The 14,881-nt window shown below is 63.3% G+C and carries 13 protein-coding genes and 1 pseudogene; 9 read left to right on the forward strand and 5 right to left on the reverse strand.

Annotated features, from left to right (window positions below):
• The first annotated feature begins 72 nt into the window (after positions 1 to 72).
• From B0G74_RS29160 to B0G74_RS29175, 4 genes are all read left to right on the forward strand, one after another.
• Positions 73 to 819, forward strand: a complete 747-nt coding sequence (locus B0G74_RS29160) for an SDR family NAD(P)-dependent oxidoreductase (protein ID WP_132378738.1) — start codon at positions 73 to 75, stop codon at positions 817 to 819.
• A gap of 81 nt (positions 820 to 900) precedes the next feature.
• On the forward strand, positions 901 to 2,034 hold the full coding sequence (locus B0G74_RS29165) for a Gfo/Idh/MocA family oxidoreductase (RefSeq protein ID WP_132378740.1): 1,134 nt from the start codon (positions 901 to 903) through the stop codon (positions 2,032 to 2,034).
• Between the two features lie 78 nt (positions 2,035 to 2,112).
• Positions 2,113 to 2,697 (forward strand): TetR/AcrR family transcriptional regulator, encoded by a 585-nt coding sequence (locus B0G74_RS29170; RefSeq protein WP_132378742.1) that lies wholly within the window; start codon positions 2,113 to 2,115, stop codon positions 2,695 to 2,697.
• Positions 2,698 to 2,806: 109 nt separating this feature from the next.
• A complete protein-coding gene (locus B0G74_RS29175; RefSeq protein WP_132379476.1) occupies positions 2,807 to 3,727 on the forward strand; it encodes a LysR family transcriptional regulator in 921 nt (306 codons plus the stop codon).
• 119 nt (positions 3,728 to 3,846) lie between these two features.
• On the opposite strand, the gene B0G74_RS29180 is transcribed toward B0G74_RS29175, so the two are convergent.
• Positions 3,847 to 4,956 carry an alkene reductase gene (locus tag B0G74_RS29180; protein WP_132378744.1) on the reverse strand — a complete coding sequence of 370 codons (1,110 nt, stop codon included), beginning with the start codon at positions 4,954 to 4,956 and terminating at the stop codon, positions 3,847 to 3,849.
• A 235-nt stretch (positions 4,957 to 5,191) separates the two neighbouring features.
• Positions 5,192 to 6,451: an MFS transporter gene (locus B0G74_RS29185; protein WP_132378746.1), complete on the reverse strand. Its 1,260-nt coding sequence runs from the start codon at positions 6,449 to 6,451 to the stop codon at positions 5,192 to 5,194.
• A gap of 185 nt (positions 6,452 to 6,636) precedes the next feature.
• Between B0G74_RS29185 and B0G74_RS29190 the strand changes: the two genes are divergently transcribed.
• Positions 6,637 to 7,554, forward strand: coding sequence for a LysR family transcriptional regulator (locus B0G74_RS29190; protein WP_132378748.1), 918 nt, complete (start codon positions 6,637 to 6,639; stop codon positions 7,552 to 7,554).
• Positions 7,555 to 7,573: 19 nt separating this feature from the next.
• Here B0G74_RS29190 and B0G74_RS29195 read toward each other — a convergent pair whose 3' ends face one another.
• The 3 genes from B0G74_RS29195 to B0G74_RS29205 are packed head-to-tail and all read right to left on the reverse strand — an operon-like array spanning position 7,574 to position 10,578.
• Complete coding sequence (locus B0G74_RS29195) at positions 7,574 to 7,888, reverse strand: hypothetical protein (RefSeq protein WP_132378750.1); 315 nt, start codon at positions 7,886 to 7,888, stop codon at positions 7,574 to 7,576.
• Between the two features lies 1 nt (position 7,889).
• Positions 7,890 to 9,248 (reverse strand): acyclic terpene utilization AtuA family protein, encoded by a 1,359-nt coding sequence (locus tag B0G74_RS29200; RefSeq protein WP_132378752.1) that lies wholly within the window; start codon positions 9,246 to 9,248, stop codon positions 7,890 to 7,892.
• A gap of 25 nt (positions 9,249 to 9,273) precedes the next feature.
• Entirely contained in the window at positions 9,274 to 10,578 is a 1,305-nt protein-coding gene (locus B0G74_RS29205) for a citrate:proton symporter (RefSeq protein ID WP_132378754.1), read from the reverse strand.
• Positions 10,579 to 10,677: 99 nt separating this feature from the next.
• Here B0G74_RS29205 and B0G74_RS29210 point away from each other — a divergent pair, with 99 nt between their 5' ends.
• From B0G74_RS29210 to B0G74_RS29225, 4 genes and pseudogenes are all read left to right on the forward strand, one after another.
• The gene (locus B0G74_RS29210) at positions 10,678 to 11,571 is read left to right on the forward strand and encodes a LysR family transcriptional regulator (RefSeq protein WP_132378756.1); all 894 of its coding nucleotides are present in this window, start codon (positions 10,678 to 10,680) and stop codon (positions 11,569 to 11,571) included.
• 158 nt (positions 11,572 to 11,729) lie between these two features.
• Positions 11,730 to 12,236 carry a DUF2844 domain-containing protein gene (locus tag B0G74_RS29215; RefSeq protein WP_132378758.1) on the forward strand — a complete coding sequence of 169 codons (507 nt, stop codon included), beginning with the start codon at positions 11,730 to 11,732 and terminating at the stop codon, positions 12,234 to 12,236.
• Positions 12,237 to 12,266: 30 nt separating this feature from the next.
• A complete protein-coding gene (locus B0G74_RS29220) occupies positions 12,267 to 13,595 on the forward strand; it encodes a DUF3443 domain-containing protein (protein ID WP_132378760.1) in 1,329 nt (442 codons plus the stop codon).
• A 317-nt stretch (positions 13,596 to 13,912) separates the two neighbouring features.
• Positions 13,913 to 14,732, forward strand: a pseudogene (locus B0G74_RS29225) (alpha/beta hydrolase).
• Positions 14,733 to 14,881 lie beyond the last annotated feature (149 nt).

Raw genomic sequence — 14,881 nt, forward strand, 5'->3', positions numbered from 1 at the left:
TTCCTCCATCGCGCGTTTGCCGTCCAACCCCGACAACAACGCGGACCTTGAATCCACTTTGAGATATCCATCATGAAACTCACGGGCAACACTATTTTCATCACCGGCGGCGGTTCGGGCATCGGCCGCGGACTCGCTGAAGCGTTCCACAAACTCGGCAATCAGGTCATCATCGCCGGCCGCCGCAAGGCGAATCTCGAAGAAACGATTGCCGCCAACCCCGGCATGCAGTCGGTCGAACTGGATATCACGGACCCGCGGAGCATTGCCTCGGTCTCGCAACAACTGATCGCGCAGTACCCGTCGCTAAACGTGCTGATCAACAACGCCGGCATCATGCAGATCGACGACCTCAGCAAACCGGTCGACGACGCGCTGATCGTCTCCACGCTCACCACCAACCTGATGGGCCCGATCCGCCTGACGGGCGAACTCGTCGAGCATCTCAAGCAGCAAGACGACGCGACCATCATCAACGTGTCGTCGGTACTCGGCTTCGTGCCGATGGCCATCTCCGGCGTCTATTCGTCGACCAAGGCCGCGATCCACTCGTACACGCAATCGCTGCGCTACAAGCTGAAGGACACCTCGGTGCGCGTCGTCGAAATTGCGCCGCCGTGGGTGCAGACGGACTTGCTCGACAGCAAGAACGAACCGCGCGCCATGCCGCTTGCACCGTTCATCGAACAGACCATGCATGAACTCGGCACGGACGCCGACGAAGCCGTCGTCGAGATCGCCCGCCCCATGCGCAACAACCCCGGTCCGAACGAAGCCGCATTCGTCACGCAGTTCAACGACCAGTTCGCCGGCGTCTAATCCATTGTTGTTTGGTCCGGCCGGAAACAGGCTAGTGCGTTTCCGGCCGGACCCGTCGCGCGCTCTCGCGCAGGTGTTTCCATGACTCAAAATTCCGCAGTAAATTCCGCAGTATCCAGCGCCGCGCCGATCCGCGTCGGTATCGTCGGCGTGGGCAACTGGGCGCAACACGGGCACGTACGCGTGCTGAGCCTGCTGCCCCAATACGAACTCACCGCCGTGTTCAGCCAGCGTCGAGAGGCGGCCGAGGCCGTGGCCGAACGCTACGGCTTCAAATATGTGGTCGATTCACTTGATGAGTTGGTCAAGCATCCCGAAGTCGATCTGGTCATCGTTCTGACGACGGCACCGCAGCACGCAGAAGGCGTGCGCGCCGCGATCGCGGCCGGCAAGGACGTCTACTGCGAGTGGCCGCTGACGCCACGCGTCGCCACCTCGCAGGAACTGATCGATCTGGCGCGCGAGGCCAATGTGCGTCACGTGGTCGGGCTGCAAAGGCGGCTCGCGCCGCACAACCGTTACGTACGCGATCTGCTCGCGCAAGGCTATGTCGGCAAGCTGCGCTCGGTGCGCATTCACGTGAGCATGAACTACTTCCAGGCGCTGCGTTCGCAGTCGCTGCGCTGGACCGTGCCGCCGGAAAACTTCTCGAGCGTGATCGCGATCTACGCTGGCCACTTCCTCGACATGCTGTTCGAAGCGACCGGGTGGCCGCACAGCATTGCCGCGCTCAGCATCAATCAGTTCGAGCAGGTGACGATCGCGCAGACCGGCGAAGTCATGCCGACCACCACGCCCGATCAACTCGTGCTCGCCGGCCGCCTTGCAGACGGCGCGGTGCTGTCGGTGCATATCGAAGGCGGCAAGCGCAATGGTTCGGGCGTGCAGATCGACATCACGGGTACGGAAGGCGATCTGCGCATCACGAATCGTTCGGCGTTCGGCAATGTCGGCGACGACTACGTGATCGAAGGCGCGCACGGCGACAACCTGCCGCTCGCGACGCTGCCCGTGCCCGCGCCGTATGACCAGTTGCCGCCGTCCGATCTGCCATCGGCGGTACTGGAACTCGCCCAGTTGTACGCAGCCTTCGCCGACGACGTCCGCACCGGCACCCACACCGCGCCGACCTTCGAACATGCGGTGCGTCTGCACAAGCTGCTCGACGCCGCCGTAGAATCATCGGACAGCGGCCGCCATATCGAACTCGATTGACGCGGTCCATTCATCAGCCGCCCCGCACTTGTGCATGACACAATGCGGGGCGCCTGTATTGCCAGAGAACTTCCGACCATGCCGAAACCTTCACACAAAGACACGCTGATCGCCGAAGGCATGCGCGTCATCCACGAATTCGGCTTCAACGGCGCGAGCGTGCGGGACATCGTCAAGGCGGCGGGCGTGCCGCATGGCTCGTTCACGAACCACTTCACGTCGAAGGAAGCATTCGGCCTCGAAGTGATCGAACTGTATCTCGACCGGGCACAGGCCGAGATGCGCGAGACGCTGCTCAACGACGAACTGAAACCGCTATTTCGTCTCAGCAAATACATCGACGTGCATATCCGGCTCATCAGCCAGAACGATTCGCGCAATGGCTGCCTGCTGGGCAATTTCGCCGCCGACTCGAGCGACAGCGAAGCGATCCGCTCGCGGCTCAATGCGATCTTCGCCGAAATCGAAAAGTCCGTTCTGTATTGCCTGCGAGCCGCTGTCACGGCGCGCGAGGTGCGAGCCGATACGAACTGCGAGCAACTCGCCACCTTCATCGTATCGTCGATGCAAGGCGCGTTTCTGCTCGCCAAAGCGCAGCGCGATCCGGCGCCGGTCGTCAATCTGAAGGAAGTGCTGTTTTCCAGCGTTTTGCAGCGGGCCTGACAAGGAGCTCCCGATGACGCCGCCCAATCACGCAGGCCGTCCTGCCGCAGTCACGGCGCGTTCAACGACGCCGGCTGCTACCGGCGAGAGCGGCGCTTCGCAGGGTGCGATGGACCGGTTCGGTTCGCTCAACGTGTTCGTGCGCGCCGCCGAAACCCGCAGCTTCACTGAAGCGGGCCGCCAGTTGGGCATTTCGTCGTCGGCGGTCGGCAAGGCGATCTCGCGGCTCGAAGGACGGCTCGGCGTGCGCCTCTTTCACCGCAGCACGCGCAGCATCGCGTTGACGCCCGAGGGCGCGACCTTTCTGACGCGCTGCCAGCGCATCATCGGAGAAATCGAAGCGGCCGAGACCGAACTGGCGCTCGCCAATTCCGCGCCACGCGGACTGCTGCGCGTCAGTATGCCCATGGTGAGCACGCTGATGATGCCGGTGATCGGCGCGTTTATGAAGGAGTATCCAGATATCACGCTCGATATCGATTTCTCTGATCGCATGGTCGATGTGATCGAGGAAGGGTTTGATGTCGTGACCCGCACCGGCGACGTGGCAGACTCGGCGCTCGTCACGCGCGCGATGGGCACGTACCGGCATGTGATCGTCGGCTCGCCCGCTTACTTCGAGCAGCGTGGTGTGCCTGGCGAACCCGAGCAACTGCGCGACCACGCCTGCCTGCAACATCGTTTTCCGACCACCAACAAACTGCGCCGCTGGCCGCTGAGCCGCGATGGCGAAACGCTGGACATCGACCTTCCAACGGTGGCCATCGCCACTGCCATCGAGCCTTTGACCATGCTTGCCGAACAAGACCTGGGCTTTGCTTGCGTGCCCGACTTCACGATACGTGCGCAGCTCGCGCGAGGCTCGCTGGTTGCCGTGCTGCAACCGTACACGGATACGCCTACCGTGTTTCGCGCGCTGTGGCCGTCCGGGCGTCAGATCTCGCCTAAGGCGCGAGTCTTCGTCGATTTTCTGAGCGAGCATCTGTTTCCTGTCTCCGCTGCGGCGGCACGTGGCGCTGGCCGCGCTTGAGTGGACGATCCGCGCTCGAGACTCTTCACCGCGTACTGCCTCGCACGAAAAAGCCGGCGTATTCATCAACTCACTGAACACGCCGGCTTTCACAACATCCGCTTCGACAAGCAACGAGCTTATGCGCTCACCGCCTCTTCTTCATAAAACGGATAGTCCGTGTAGCCCACTTCCGTGCCGCCGAAAAACGTCGGCCGATCGTACGTATTGAGGGGCAACTTGCGGCGCAACCGCTCCGGCAAATCCGGATTGGCGATGAAATCGCGGCCGAACGCGACGAGATCGGCATCTCCATCAACAAGAATCGCTTCCGCCGAATCGCCCTTAAAACCACCCGCAGCGATGATCGTCCCCGCGTAGTGCTGGCGGATCGTCTGCGCGGCGACCGGGTTCGGATCGCGGCTTTCATCTTCGACATTGCCGGCAATGCGCGGCTCGATCAGGTGCAGATACGCGAGATCGAGCTTGGCCAACTCGGCCGCAACGTAGGTGAAGAGACCGACCGGATCGCTGTCCGACATATCGCCCCACGACCCGCTCGGTCCGAGACGCACGGCGACCTTGTTGCTGCCCCACACGGAAATCACCGCACGGGTGGCCTCCATCAAAAAGCGCGCGCGATTCTCGAACGACCCGCCATAGGCGTCCGTGCGCTTGTTGCTGCCATCTTGCAAGAACTGGTCGAACAGATAGCCGTTCGCAGCGTGCAATTCGACGCCGTCGAAGCCCGCCTTCACGCCGCGTTCAGCCGCCGTGCGAAAACTCTCGACGATCGCCGCAATCTCGTCGATCTCCAGCGCGCGGTTCGGCGTGTTCGGAATCCAGCCGGCGTTGGTATAAGCGACGCCGCCGTGCAGCACTTCCGACGGGCCCACCGGCCGGCGTCCTTCAGGCTGCAATTCGGCATTCGACTGACGTCCTGCGTGATACAGCTGCAGGAAGATCTTGCCGCCTTTCGCGTGCACCGCATCGGTGACTTCGCGCCAGCCGGCGATCTGGCTGTCGTCGTAAAGGCCGGGGGCGCCGAGGTAGCCGTTGCCATCGGGCGCGGCAGTCGTCGCCTCGCCGATCAGCAATGCGCCCGCGGAAGTGCGCTGCGCGTAATACTCGGCCATCAGGCGACCGGGGCGCGCGCCGTCTTCGGCACGCATGCGGGTCAGCGGTGCGAGCACGACGCGGTGTGCGAATTCATAAGGTCCTACTTTGACGGGGGTAAACAGCTTGCTCATGATGTTCTTTTCTCTTGAAGTCGATCCGGTGAATGATTGCCGCCGAGCGCTTCACGGCGCCGACCGGCGTTGATTGACAATCTATAGGCGCGGCCCGCGCAGAAAAACGGGCCGCTGCTCCGAAGACTTCGGAGCGTGCAGTCCGCAATGCGCCGAAACCCTTGCGCCTGCTGGACTGCACTCCCATCACCGATTGTTTGGATTGCGCGGCAACTGTGTTTCAACAGCGTGCCGGCTACTTGACGAGCACGTCCTTCAGGCTCGCGTGACGCGTGCTGAACGTCATGATTACGAGCATGCTCAGCACAGCTAGCAAGCCGCCGAAGTGCATCGTCGAGGCGATGCTGAGGTGATCGACCACCGCGCCGCCGGCCAGCGAGCCGAGCGCGATCGAAGTCTGCACGGTGCTGACGAACATCGACGAACCGGCTTCAGGGCGGTCCGGCGAAGTCCATTGCATCCAGATGCTCAGGCTCAGCGGGATCGCGCCGTACGCGATGCCCCACGCCATCACCGCGGCGATCACACCCACACGCGAGATTTGCAGCATCGGCAACGCGAACAAGGTGAGCGCCATCAGCGCGCTCAACATCAGCAGCGAGACCTTCAGATGGCGCGTCACTACAGCGGAAACCGCGAAATTCGCAGCGAAGCCGACCACGCCGAAACCGAGCAACAGCGCCGTGACCCACGACGGACCGAACGCCGCATTGCGCTCGAGGAACGGCGCGATGTACGTATAGGCCGCGAAGTGCGCGCCGAACAGCAGCCCGACCAGCCACAGACTGCGGCGCACGTTCGAGCGTTGCAGCATGGCGCGGAAGTCGTTCATGCGGATTGCGGACTTGGGCGGCAGCGACGGCAGAAATACGGCCTGCGCGGCCAACGCGACGGCCGCGAGCACCGAAGTCGCGAGGAACGACATGCGCCACGAACTCAAATCGGCGATCAAGGTGCCGAGCGGCACGCCGATCACCGTCGCCAGCGTGATGCCCATGAAAATCGTCGCGCCAGCGCGGGCAGCCTGGTCCTCGCGCACGAGTTGCCCCGACGCGCCGAGCGCGACGGTCCAGAACCCGCCGAGGCTTGCGCCCAGCAACGCGCGGCCCACCAGCATCACGGCGAAGCTCGGTGCGATTGCGGAGATCACGTTCGACGCGAGCAGCAGCACGGCCAGCAGCAACAGGATCAAACGGCGGTTGATGCGGCCCGCGGCAAGCAGCAGCGCCGGCGCCGAGATCGCGGCGATGATGCCCGGCGTCGTCACCATCAGTCCTGCTGTGCCGGGCGTGACGCCGAGATCGTACGCGATCTGCGGCAACAAGCCGACGGGCATGTACTCCGTGGCGACGAAAGCGAACGAGCCGACCGCGACGGATAAAACCGCGGCCCATGACGGTCCGCGCGTGGCCGCCGCCACAGTCGGCATGAGCGGCGTACCGTCGCTCGCGAGTGCCGGTCTCGCGGACGAGCTGGCAAGTTGATTGGCATCCATGGATGTTTCTCCGATTCAGACATTGAAATTGAGGGCATTGCGTCCTGAACGCAGAGTAGGAGGATCGATGGGGAATGTGGCTCCCCTTCACCGCGACAGACGGGCGACGCGCTATCATCGGAGCGCGACGGATCGCGCGAAGCCGCTCATCCACGTTGCACACACCCGTTGGGGAGGATCTCGACTTGGCGCTCGGCAACATCAACGACATCGCGACCTTCGTCACCGTGGTCAAGGCCGGCAGTTTTACGTCGGCGGGGCAGCAACTCGGGATCACGCGCTCGGCGGTCGGCAAGATCATTGCCCGTCTCGAAGCACGCTTGCAGGTGCGCCTGCTGCATCGAACGCCGCATAGTCTGGGACTCACGGACGACGGCTCCGTGTTTTACGCGCGCTGCACGCAGATTCTCGAAGACCTCGAAGAGACCGAGACGGCCATGGCGGTACGCAGCGGGACGCCGGCAGGCACGTTACGCATCAGCCTGCCGATTGCGCTCGGTCACCGCCAGGTGTTGCCGATCATCACGTCGTTTCTTGAACGCTGGCCGGCGGTCAGCGCCGAGGTCAGCTTCACGGACCGCTTCGTCGATCTCGTCGACGAGGGGATCGACGTCGCCATCCGCGTCGGCGAACCGAAACCGGACTCGCGGCTCATCGCCCGCACGGTGGCCACGCAAAAGCTGATCACGTGTGCGTCGCCGGCTTATCTGGCGAAGCGCGGCGCGCCGCTCTCGCCGCTCGATCTCGCGCACCATGAGTGCCTGCAATTCGTCAGCCTGGGACGACCGCAACCGTGGCTCTTTGCCGGCGTCGAGCAACAGGTCGTGGAAACCGGCGGCAGATTGAAGATGGACAGCGCCGAGGCTCTAATCGGCGCGGCGGTGAAAGGCGTGGGCATCATCAATCTGCCCACCTATCTGGTCGCGAGCGAAATCCGCCAAGATCGCTTGCAACCGTTGCTGCAATCGTTCGCAGCGCAGGCGCTGCCGATTCGCGCGATCTATCCGACGCGCCGGCACCTGACTCCGAAAGTGCGGCTTTTCATCGATGAGTTGATCGAAGCGTGGCAGCCGGTGCCGCCTTGGGAAGAAGCGGACGCCTGAAGGCGGCCGCATTCGCGTACTACGCGGTCGGCGCCTCGACATCGAGATCCATCAACGACGAACTCAGCGACTTGCCGTGTGCGTCGAGTGCGAGCGAACGCGTCACGCCGCCGCCGAGCGCATTGCCCAGCACGAAGTTGAACGCGGCAATCGCGGGCAGGTCGTAGCGCGCCACCTCGCCCTGCACTACATCACGCAGATGCGCTTTGACCCGCTCCGGCGTGAGCACCGTGCATAGATGTTCATAGTTCTTCGCGTCATAGCAGATCACCGAGATGTTCAGCGTATTGCCTTTGTCGCCGGTACGCGAATGAGCCAGCTCACGTAATTTCATCTCACGCCTCCACCATCGAGAATGCCGGCGTCACATGCTCGCGCGGCAGTAAAACCGATTGCACCGCGACGACTTCGCGCGCCAACTTCGTGACGCCGCCTCCGCCTGCCGGACCATTGGTGTAAAGCGTCTCCACCTCGTTGCCGATCCGCACCGCTTCCGCGAGCGAAGCCGTGCGCCCCGCCACTCGCGCACGCACCTCATACGGCTCCGCATAACCGGCAACCGCCGTTTCGCCATGCAATGCGTTCACGCCGATCAGATCGAAGCGCAATTCACGCGTCTGCACGCCGGTCAGCGTGAGCCGTTCCCGCACGATATCGAGTGCGAGCCGCGCGCGCGCCAACGCGCCAGGACCGCCGTACGAGATTTGCCCTTCGCCGATATAACCATCGAAGTAAGCAACCGAAACCTTCAGCGTATGCGTGCGCGGCGTGCCTCGGCCGCCGCTCACGCGAACGCGATCCGGCGCTTCCTGCGCGACACGCACCTGTGAGAAATCCGCGACCACATCCGGTTGCAGATAGCGCTGCGGGTCATGAATCTCATACAGCAGTTGCTCCTTGCAGGTCGCCTCGGTGACTCGTCCGCCGGCTTGAGCGAGCTTGGTGACGACCACCGCGCCGTCCGGCCCGACTTCGGCAATCGGAAAGCCGAGTCTCGCCAGGTCAGGAACATCCTTGAAGCCCGGATCCGCAAAATAGCCGCCAGTGATTTGCCCCGCGCATTCGAGCAGATGGCCGATCACCGTCGCCTGCCCGAGCGTCTGCCAGTCTTCCATGCGCCAGCCGAATTCGTGAATCAGCGGCGCGACGAACAGCGACGGATCGGCCACGCGTCCGGTCAACACGATCTGCGCGCCGGCCGCGAGCGCATCGACGATCGCGCTCGCGCCGAGATACGCATTCGCGGACACGAGCCGATCCTTGTAGTCCGACACACGCTCTCCGGATTCCACGAAGCAGAAATCGCCCTGACGAACGACGTCGAGTACGTCGTCGCCGGTGACCGCTGCGATCTTCACCTCGCCAAGCCCTAGCGAGCGCGCGATCTCCGCGGTCTTGCGCGCCGCCGCGAGCGGATTCGCCGCGCCCATGTTCGAAATGATCCGCACGCCGTTGCGCAACGCGGCGGGCAGCACCGCCTTCATGCGCGTTTCGAGCAACGGGTCGTAGCCGAGCTGCGGGTCCTTGCTGCGCGCCTGCTGCGCGATCGCAATCGTGCGCTCCGCGAGGCACTCGAAGACGAGGTAATCGAGCGCGCCGTGCTCCGCCAGTTCGACGGCGGGTTCGATACGGTCGCCGGAATAACCCGCGCCCGCGCCGATGCGCACGGTCCGTTGAGATTGAGTGGCTGTCATGCTGGTCACATCCATTCGGTGAAGCTCACAGTGAGAATATCCCCAGCGCGACGCAGGCGATCGTCATGACGATCGACGCGCCGAACAGCAAGGGGAACGTGAATTTCTGATGGTCGGCGAGATCGATCCCGCACAGGCCGACCACGAGGAAAGTGGCGGGTGTCAGCGGGCTGACTGGAAAGCCGGTGGTCATCTGGCCGAGCAACGCGGCCTGGCCGACGTGCACCGCGGGCACGCCGAGCTGGCCGGCCACTTCGGCGATCACCGGCAGCACGCCGAAATAGAACGAGTCGGGGTCGAACAACATGCTGAGCGGCATCGACAGCAAGCCGAGCGCAACGGGAATATGACTGGCCATCGCGGGCGGCACGAAACCGACCGCCGACTGCGCCATCGCCTTCAGCATGCCGCTGCCTTGCATCACGCCGGTGAACACGCCGGCCGCGAGCAGAATGCCGGCCATCATCAAGGCCGCGCGGGCATGCGCGTCGATCCGTTTGCGCTGCATGTCGACGTTCGGATAGTTCACCATCAGCGCGATGCACAGGCCGACCATGAACATCATCGCCGGCGGAATCTTCTCGCCCATCACGACCATCGTGCCGAGCACAACCAGCGTCAGCACGATGTTGAACCAGAAGTTCTTTGGCCGGCGCAGCGCCTGTTCTTCGGGCGTCAGTTCGCGTTTAGGCATGGGCACCGAACCGCTCGCGGCCGTGAGACCGAGGCGTTTTTCCTCGCGCCGCCCGAGCCAGAACGCCATGCCGAACACGAATACGAGGCCGATCGCCTGCACCGGAATCAACGGATTGAACAGAGCCGAGATGGGCAGATGAAGCGAGGCGGAGGCGCGAATCATCGGCCCCGTCCACGGCAGAAAGTTGATGCCGGCCGCCATCGAAACCGCTGCGGCCAGCACGCGCCGGTCCATCTTCAGCCGATCGTAGAGCGGCAGCATGGCGGGAATCGTGACCAGAAAGCACACGGCGCCGGAGCCGTCCAGATGGATCAGCAGCGCGAGCAGCGTGGTGCCCATCACGATTCGCGTGGGCCGCGTGCCGACCGCGCGCAGAATGCGGTCGATGATCGGATCGAGCGTGCCCGCGTCGGTGATGGTGCCGAAATAAAGAATCGCGAACACGAACATGCCGACGACCGGCGCAAGACTCTTGAGCCCGTCGATCACGAACTTGCTGGTCTGAAAACCGAAGCCGCCGATGAGCGACGCCGCAATCGGCACGATGATGAGCGCCACCAGCGGCGACATGCGTTTCGACAGAATCGCGCCGAGCAGCACGACGATGGTAGCGAGCCCCAGTAATGGCAGCATGTGCTTGTCTCCGAGATTGTTTTTTACTGCGATCCAGCGTAAGTTCGAAGCGGCTATAAATCAATTGAAATGATTTGATCGCAGCAATTACAAACCATCATGGATCTGAATCTTCGGGACATCCGCGCGTTTATCGCCGTCGCGCAAACGGGCAGTTTCACGCGCGCGGCGACGCGGCTGCATCTGTCGCAACCGGCGTTGACGGTGCAGATTCGCCGCCTCGAAGAAACGGTCGGCATGCGCCTGTTCGACCGCAACAGCCGCAATGTCGCGCTCACGCCGACCGGCCGTGAACTACTGCCGCTCTTGCAGAAGTCGCTCCATGACATGGAGCACGTGCTGATCGACGCGCGCGCGCTCGGCGAAGGCGCGAGCGGCACCGTGCGGATCGCTTGCTTGCCGACGTTCGCGGCCAGCGTGTTGCCCGAGCTCGTGCAGGGCATCAAGAAGGCCGTGCCGCGCGTGAGCTTCCATGTACGCGACGTGGTCGCCAGCATGGTCAATACGTTGGTGCGCAATGAAGAGGTCGATATCGGGCTGACCGGCGGCCCGCTCGACGACGCCGCTTTCGAGGTGCTGCATGCGGGCATCGACCGGCTGGTTGCCGTGTTCCCGAAGCGGCATGCGCTTGCCCGGCGGCGGCACATCACGCTCGCCGATCTTGCCGCCACGCCGCTCGTGCTGACCGCCCAAGGCACGAGCGTGCGGACAGTGGTCGACAGCGCTTTCGCTAACGCTCACTGCACGCCGGAGATCGCGTGCGAGCCGACCTACATGATGAGCGCGGTCGCGATGGTGCGCGCGGGACTCGGCGTGACGATCCTGCCGGCGTCGGCCCGCGAAGTCAGGGCGGAGCCCGAACTGATCGTGCGCGCGGTCGACGACCCCGCGTTCACTCGCCCCATCGCTCTCATCAAAAAGCGCGGCCGGACACTGCCGCCCGTGACGGAAACCTTCGTTGCGATGCTGATCGAGAAACTCGCCGAAGATTGAACGGCGGATGCGCGTTACCTTTCATTTTCAAACAGAGCCCGATTTCCACCATTTATCGTCTGATTTAATCGAACACGCTCACGCTAATATCGGCTTCGCGCGAGTTCGAGGATAAATAACCGCTCGCGCGTATTCTCCAAAACTTCGAAAACGAAAAAATGATAATGAGTCAATTTCGAATACTCGCGGTGACCGCGGCGTCGTTTGCTCTGGCCGCTCCGGCGTATGCGGCATTGGGTGGCGCGCCGACCTATCCGGTTACGGCCAGTAGCACGAGTGCAGGGGCGGCTAACCAGAATAGCGCGGCGGTGGCGCGCTTCGCCGCTAGCGGCAGTGCGGCCTCGGCGAGCTACACCGTGAGCCAGACGACGCTGCCATCGGGCACCGTGGTGAGCGAATACATCGGCGCGGGCAATACGGTCTTCGCGTTGAGCTGGGAAGGCCCGACCATGCCGCCGCTCAAAACGCTGCTCGCCACTTACTTCCCGACCTATGTCCAGGCACTCACCGATGCCCACGCCACGCAAGGCGGCGGCTACGGGCCCGCCGTCGTGCATCAGTCGGCGCTGGTCGTGGAGACCGGCGGCCATATGGGCGCCTTCGTGGGCCGCGCCTATTTACCGCAAGCGCTGCCGCAAGGTGTGAGCGCTGACGACATCAAGTAACTCATTAAAATCATTAGAGAGAGAACAACAGTGCGCAAAATCGCAAGGATTATTGCCGCGGCGCTCGGGCTCGGATTGGCACTCAATCTCGCCGGCTGCGGCGGCGGTGGCGGTGGCTCCAGCAGCAACTCCACGGCAAATGCACCGGCTGCCGCCAGCGCGCCGACGGGACCGGGCGGCACGACGTCCAATCCCCTTACCAACGACTCGACACCCAATGTACTCGCCGTCGATGCGTCTGCCGTGCCGACGCCGGCCGGCCCCGGCAACACGATGTCGGTGACGGTGAGCGGAACGGGCATTCACAACCAGCCGATGGTCAGCGTCAAAATCTGCGCGCCCGGCTCCAACGCGACCGCGAGTTGCACGACGATTCCGAACGTGATCGTCGATACGGCATCGTTCGGGCTGCGTCTGGTTCGCTCAGCGATTCCGAATGCCACCTTCAGTGCGCTCACCGCCGAAACGGATCAGTCGAGCGGCCTGCCGCTCGCTGAATGCGCGTTGTTCGGCAGCGGCTATGCATGGGGTTCGGTGCATCTCGCGGACATCGCGCTGTCGAGCGAGATTGCACCGTCGGTGCCGATTCATGTGATCGGCGATTCAGCGCTGACCCTTGCCGCGCCGAGCGAATGCCAGGTCGGCCGGCCACTGGCCACCGCGGCCGATCTCGGCGCGAACGGCATTCTCGGCATCGGCGTGAGCCCGACGGACTGCGGCTCGCAGTGTGCCCTGACGACGCTCTCGCAGTTCTATTACACCAATGCCGGCAATGCCACCTCGGTGCCCGTCGCAAAACAGATCAGCAACCCGGTCGCGCGATTCCCGCAGGATAACAACGGTGTGATTCTGGAAATGGCGCAGGTGTCCGATAGCGGCAGCGCGATGGCTCAAGGCACGCTTGTGTTCGGTATCGACACGCAGGCCAATAACGTGCTGAACGGCACGGGCGCGCCGATTATCCGAACGGACCTGAAGGGCGACTTCACGTCGTCCTATGGCGGCACCACGTTCACGCAGACGTTCTTCGATTCGGGCTCGACGGTGCTGTTCTTCCCGGACACGACCATCGCGCGCGACGTGTCGTCGGGATACTACATTCCGGCTGCGACCGTGGGCCGTACCTCGACGCTGGCGGGGACCAATCCGGCGAGCGTGACACTCGGCTTCAATATCGCAAACGGCGCGACGCTGACTTTATCGGGGAATAACGCATTCAATAATCTCGGCATCTATATGACCCGGCAGTTCGACTTCGGTTTGCCGTTCTTTTATGGCCGTCATGTGTATTACGGGATTTCGGGCCGCGCTTCTTCGGGCGGTGGCACGGGGCCATATGTGGCTTACGTTTCTAGCTAAGTGTCGATAATCCCGCGCGGTGGTTATCGTCAATCCCGTCGATATCCACTGTTCGCGGGACATGCAAAAGCTCGCTTGACGGAGCAGCAATCAAAACAGTGCAGATCGCACGCCTTTTTTCCGTTGCCCCGGGGGGTTCTCCAAGCGTGATCTGATCGTGACCATCGACCCGAATGGGGTGGTATCGGATGTGAGTTACGAGTCGTCCGGTATGCAGTGACAGCGGACTTGTCGGCACGCAAAAACTCGTAGGTCGGTTGATCTTCTGGTGGCAACGCTGGCAACCTAGCGAATCCCATACAGCGGAGACAACAGCGATGGAATCCTCCACCAACCCGCACGACGACGACCTCGAACACTTCGAAGCTCACGGCGCGGCGCCGCTGCCGGTCCCGAGCGACGAAGGCTATGCCGAGCACGAAGGCGCGCGAATCTGGTACGCGTCGTATGGCGCCGGCGCGCCGGTGATTCTGCTGCACGGCGGTCTCGGGCACAGCGGCAATTGGGGCTACCAGGTGCCCGCGCTGCTCGGCGCGGGGCATCGCGTGGTGGTCGTCGACAGCCGCGGCCACGGCCGCAGCACTCGCGACGCGCGACCCTACCGCTACGAGCTGATGGCGTCCGACGTGCTGGCCGTCATGGATACGCTGCAACTCGAACGCGCTGCGCTGGTGGGCTGGAGCGACGGCGCCTGCGTCGCGATGGTGTTGGGCAGCACCGCACCGCAGCGCGTGGCGGGCGTGTTCTTCTTCGGCTGCAACATGGACCCGAGCGGCACGAAAGCCGTTCGCGCCGACGCCGGTGATCGAGCGCTGCTTCAGCCGTCATGCGAAAGACTACGCGCAGCTATCGTCGACACCGGACGACTTCGAGGCGTTTGTCGGCGCGGTCAGCACGATGATGAAAACCGAGCCCAACTATTCCGCCGACGATCTGGCTCAGATCGATGTGCCGGTCGCGATCGTGCAAAGCGAGCACGACGAATTCATCAAGCCGGAACACGCCGACTATCTCGCCCGCAGCATTCCCGGCGCGGAGTTGATCCTGCTGCCCGGCGTGAGCCATTTCGCCCCGCTGCAACGGCCGGCGCAATTCAATCGCGCAATGCTCGATTTCCTGCGCCGGATCGCGGGTTGATTGGAACGGTGGCGCTCGCCACGGTTCTTTGCCATCCGGCCCGCCCGCGCGAGGGCCGCACCGGAAACCCCTTCAATTTCACGATGCGGAACGATCACGCGCTTCGTAAAAAATCGTGGTGCGTGGCACAAAACCGGCATTTCGCAATG

It is taken from the genome of Paraburkholderia sp. BL9I2N2 (assembly GCF_004339745.1).
In the GTDB taxonomy this organism is placed as follows: domain Bacteria; phylum Pseudomonadota; class Gammaproteobacteria; order Burkholderiales; family Burkholderiaceae; genus Paraburkholderia.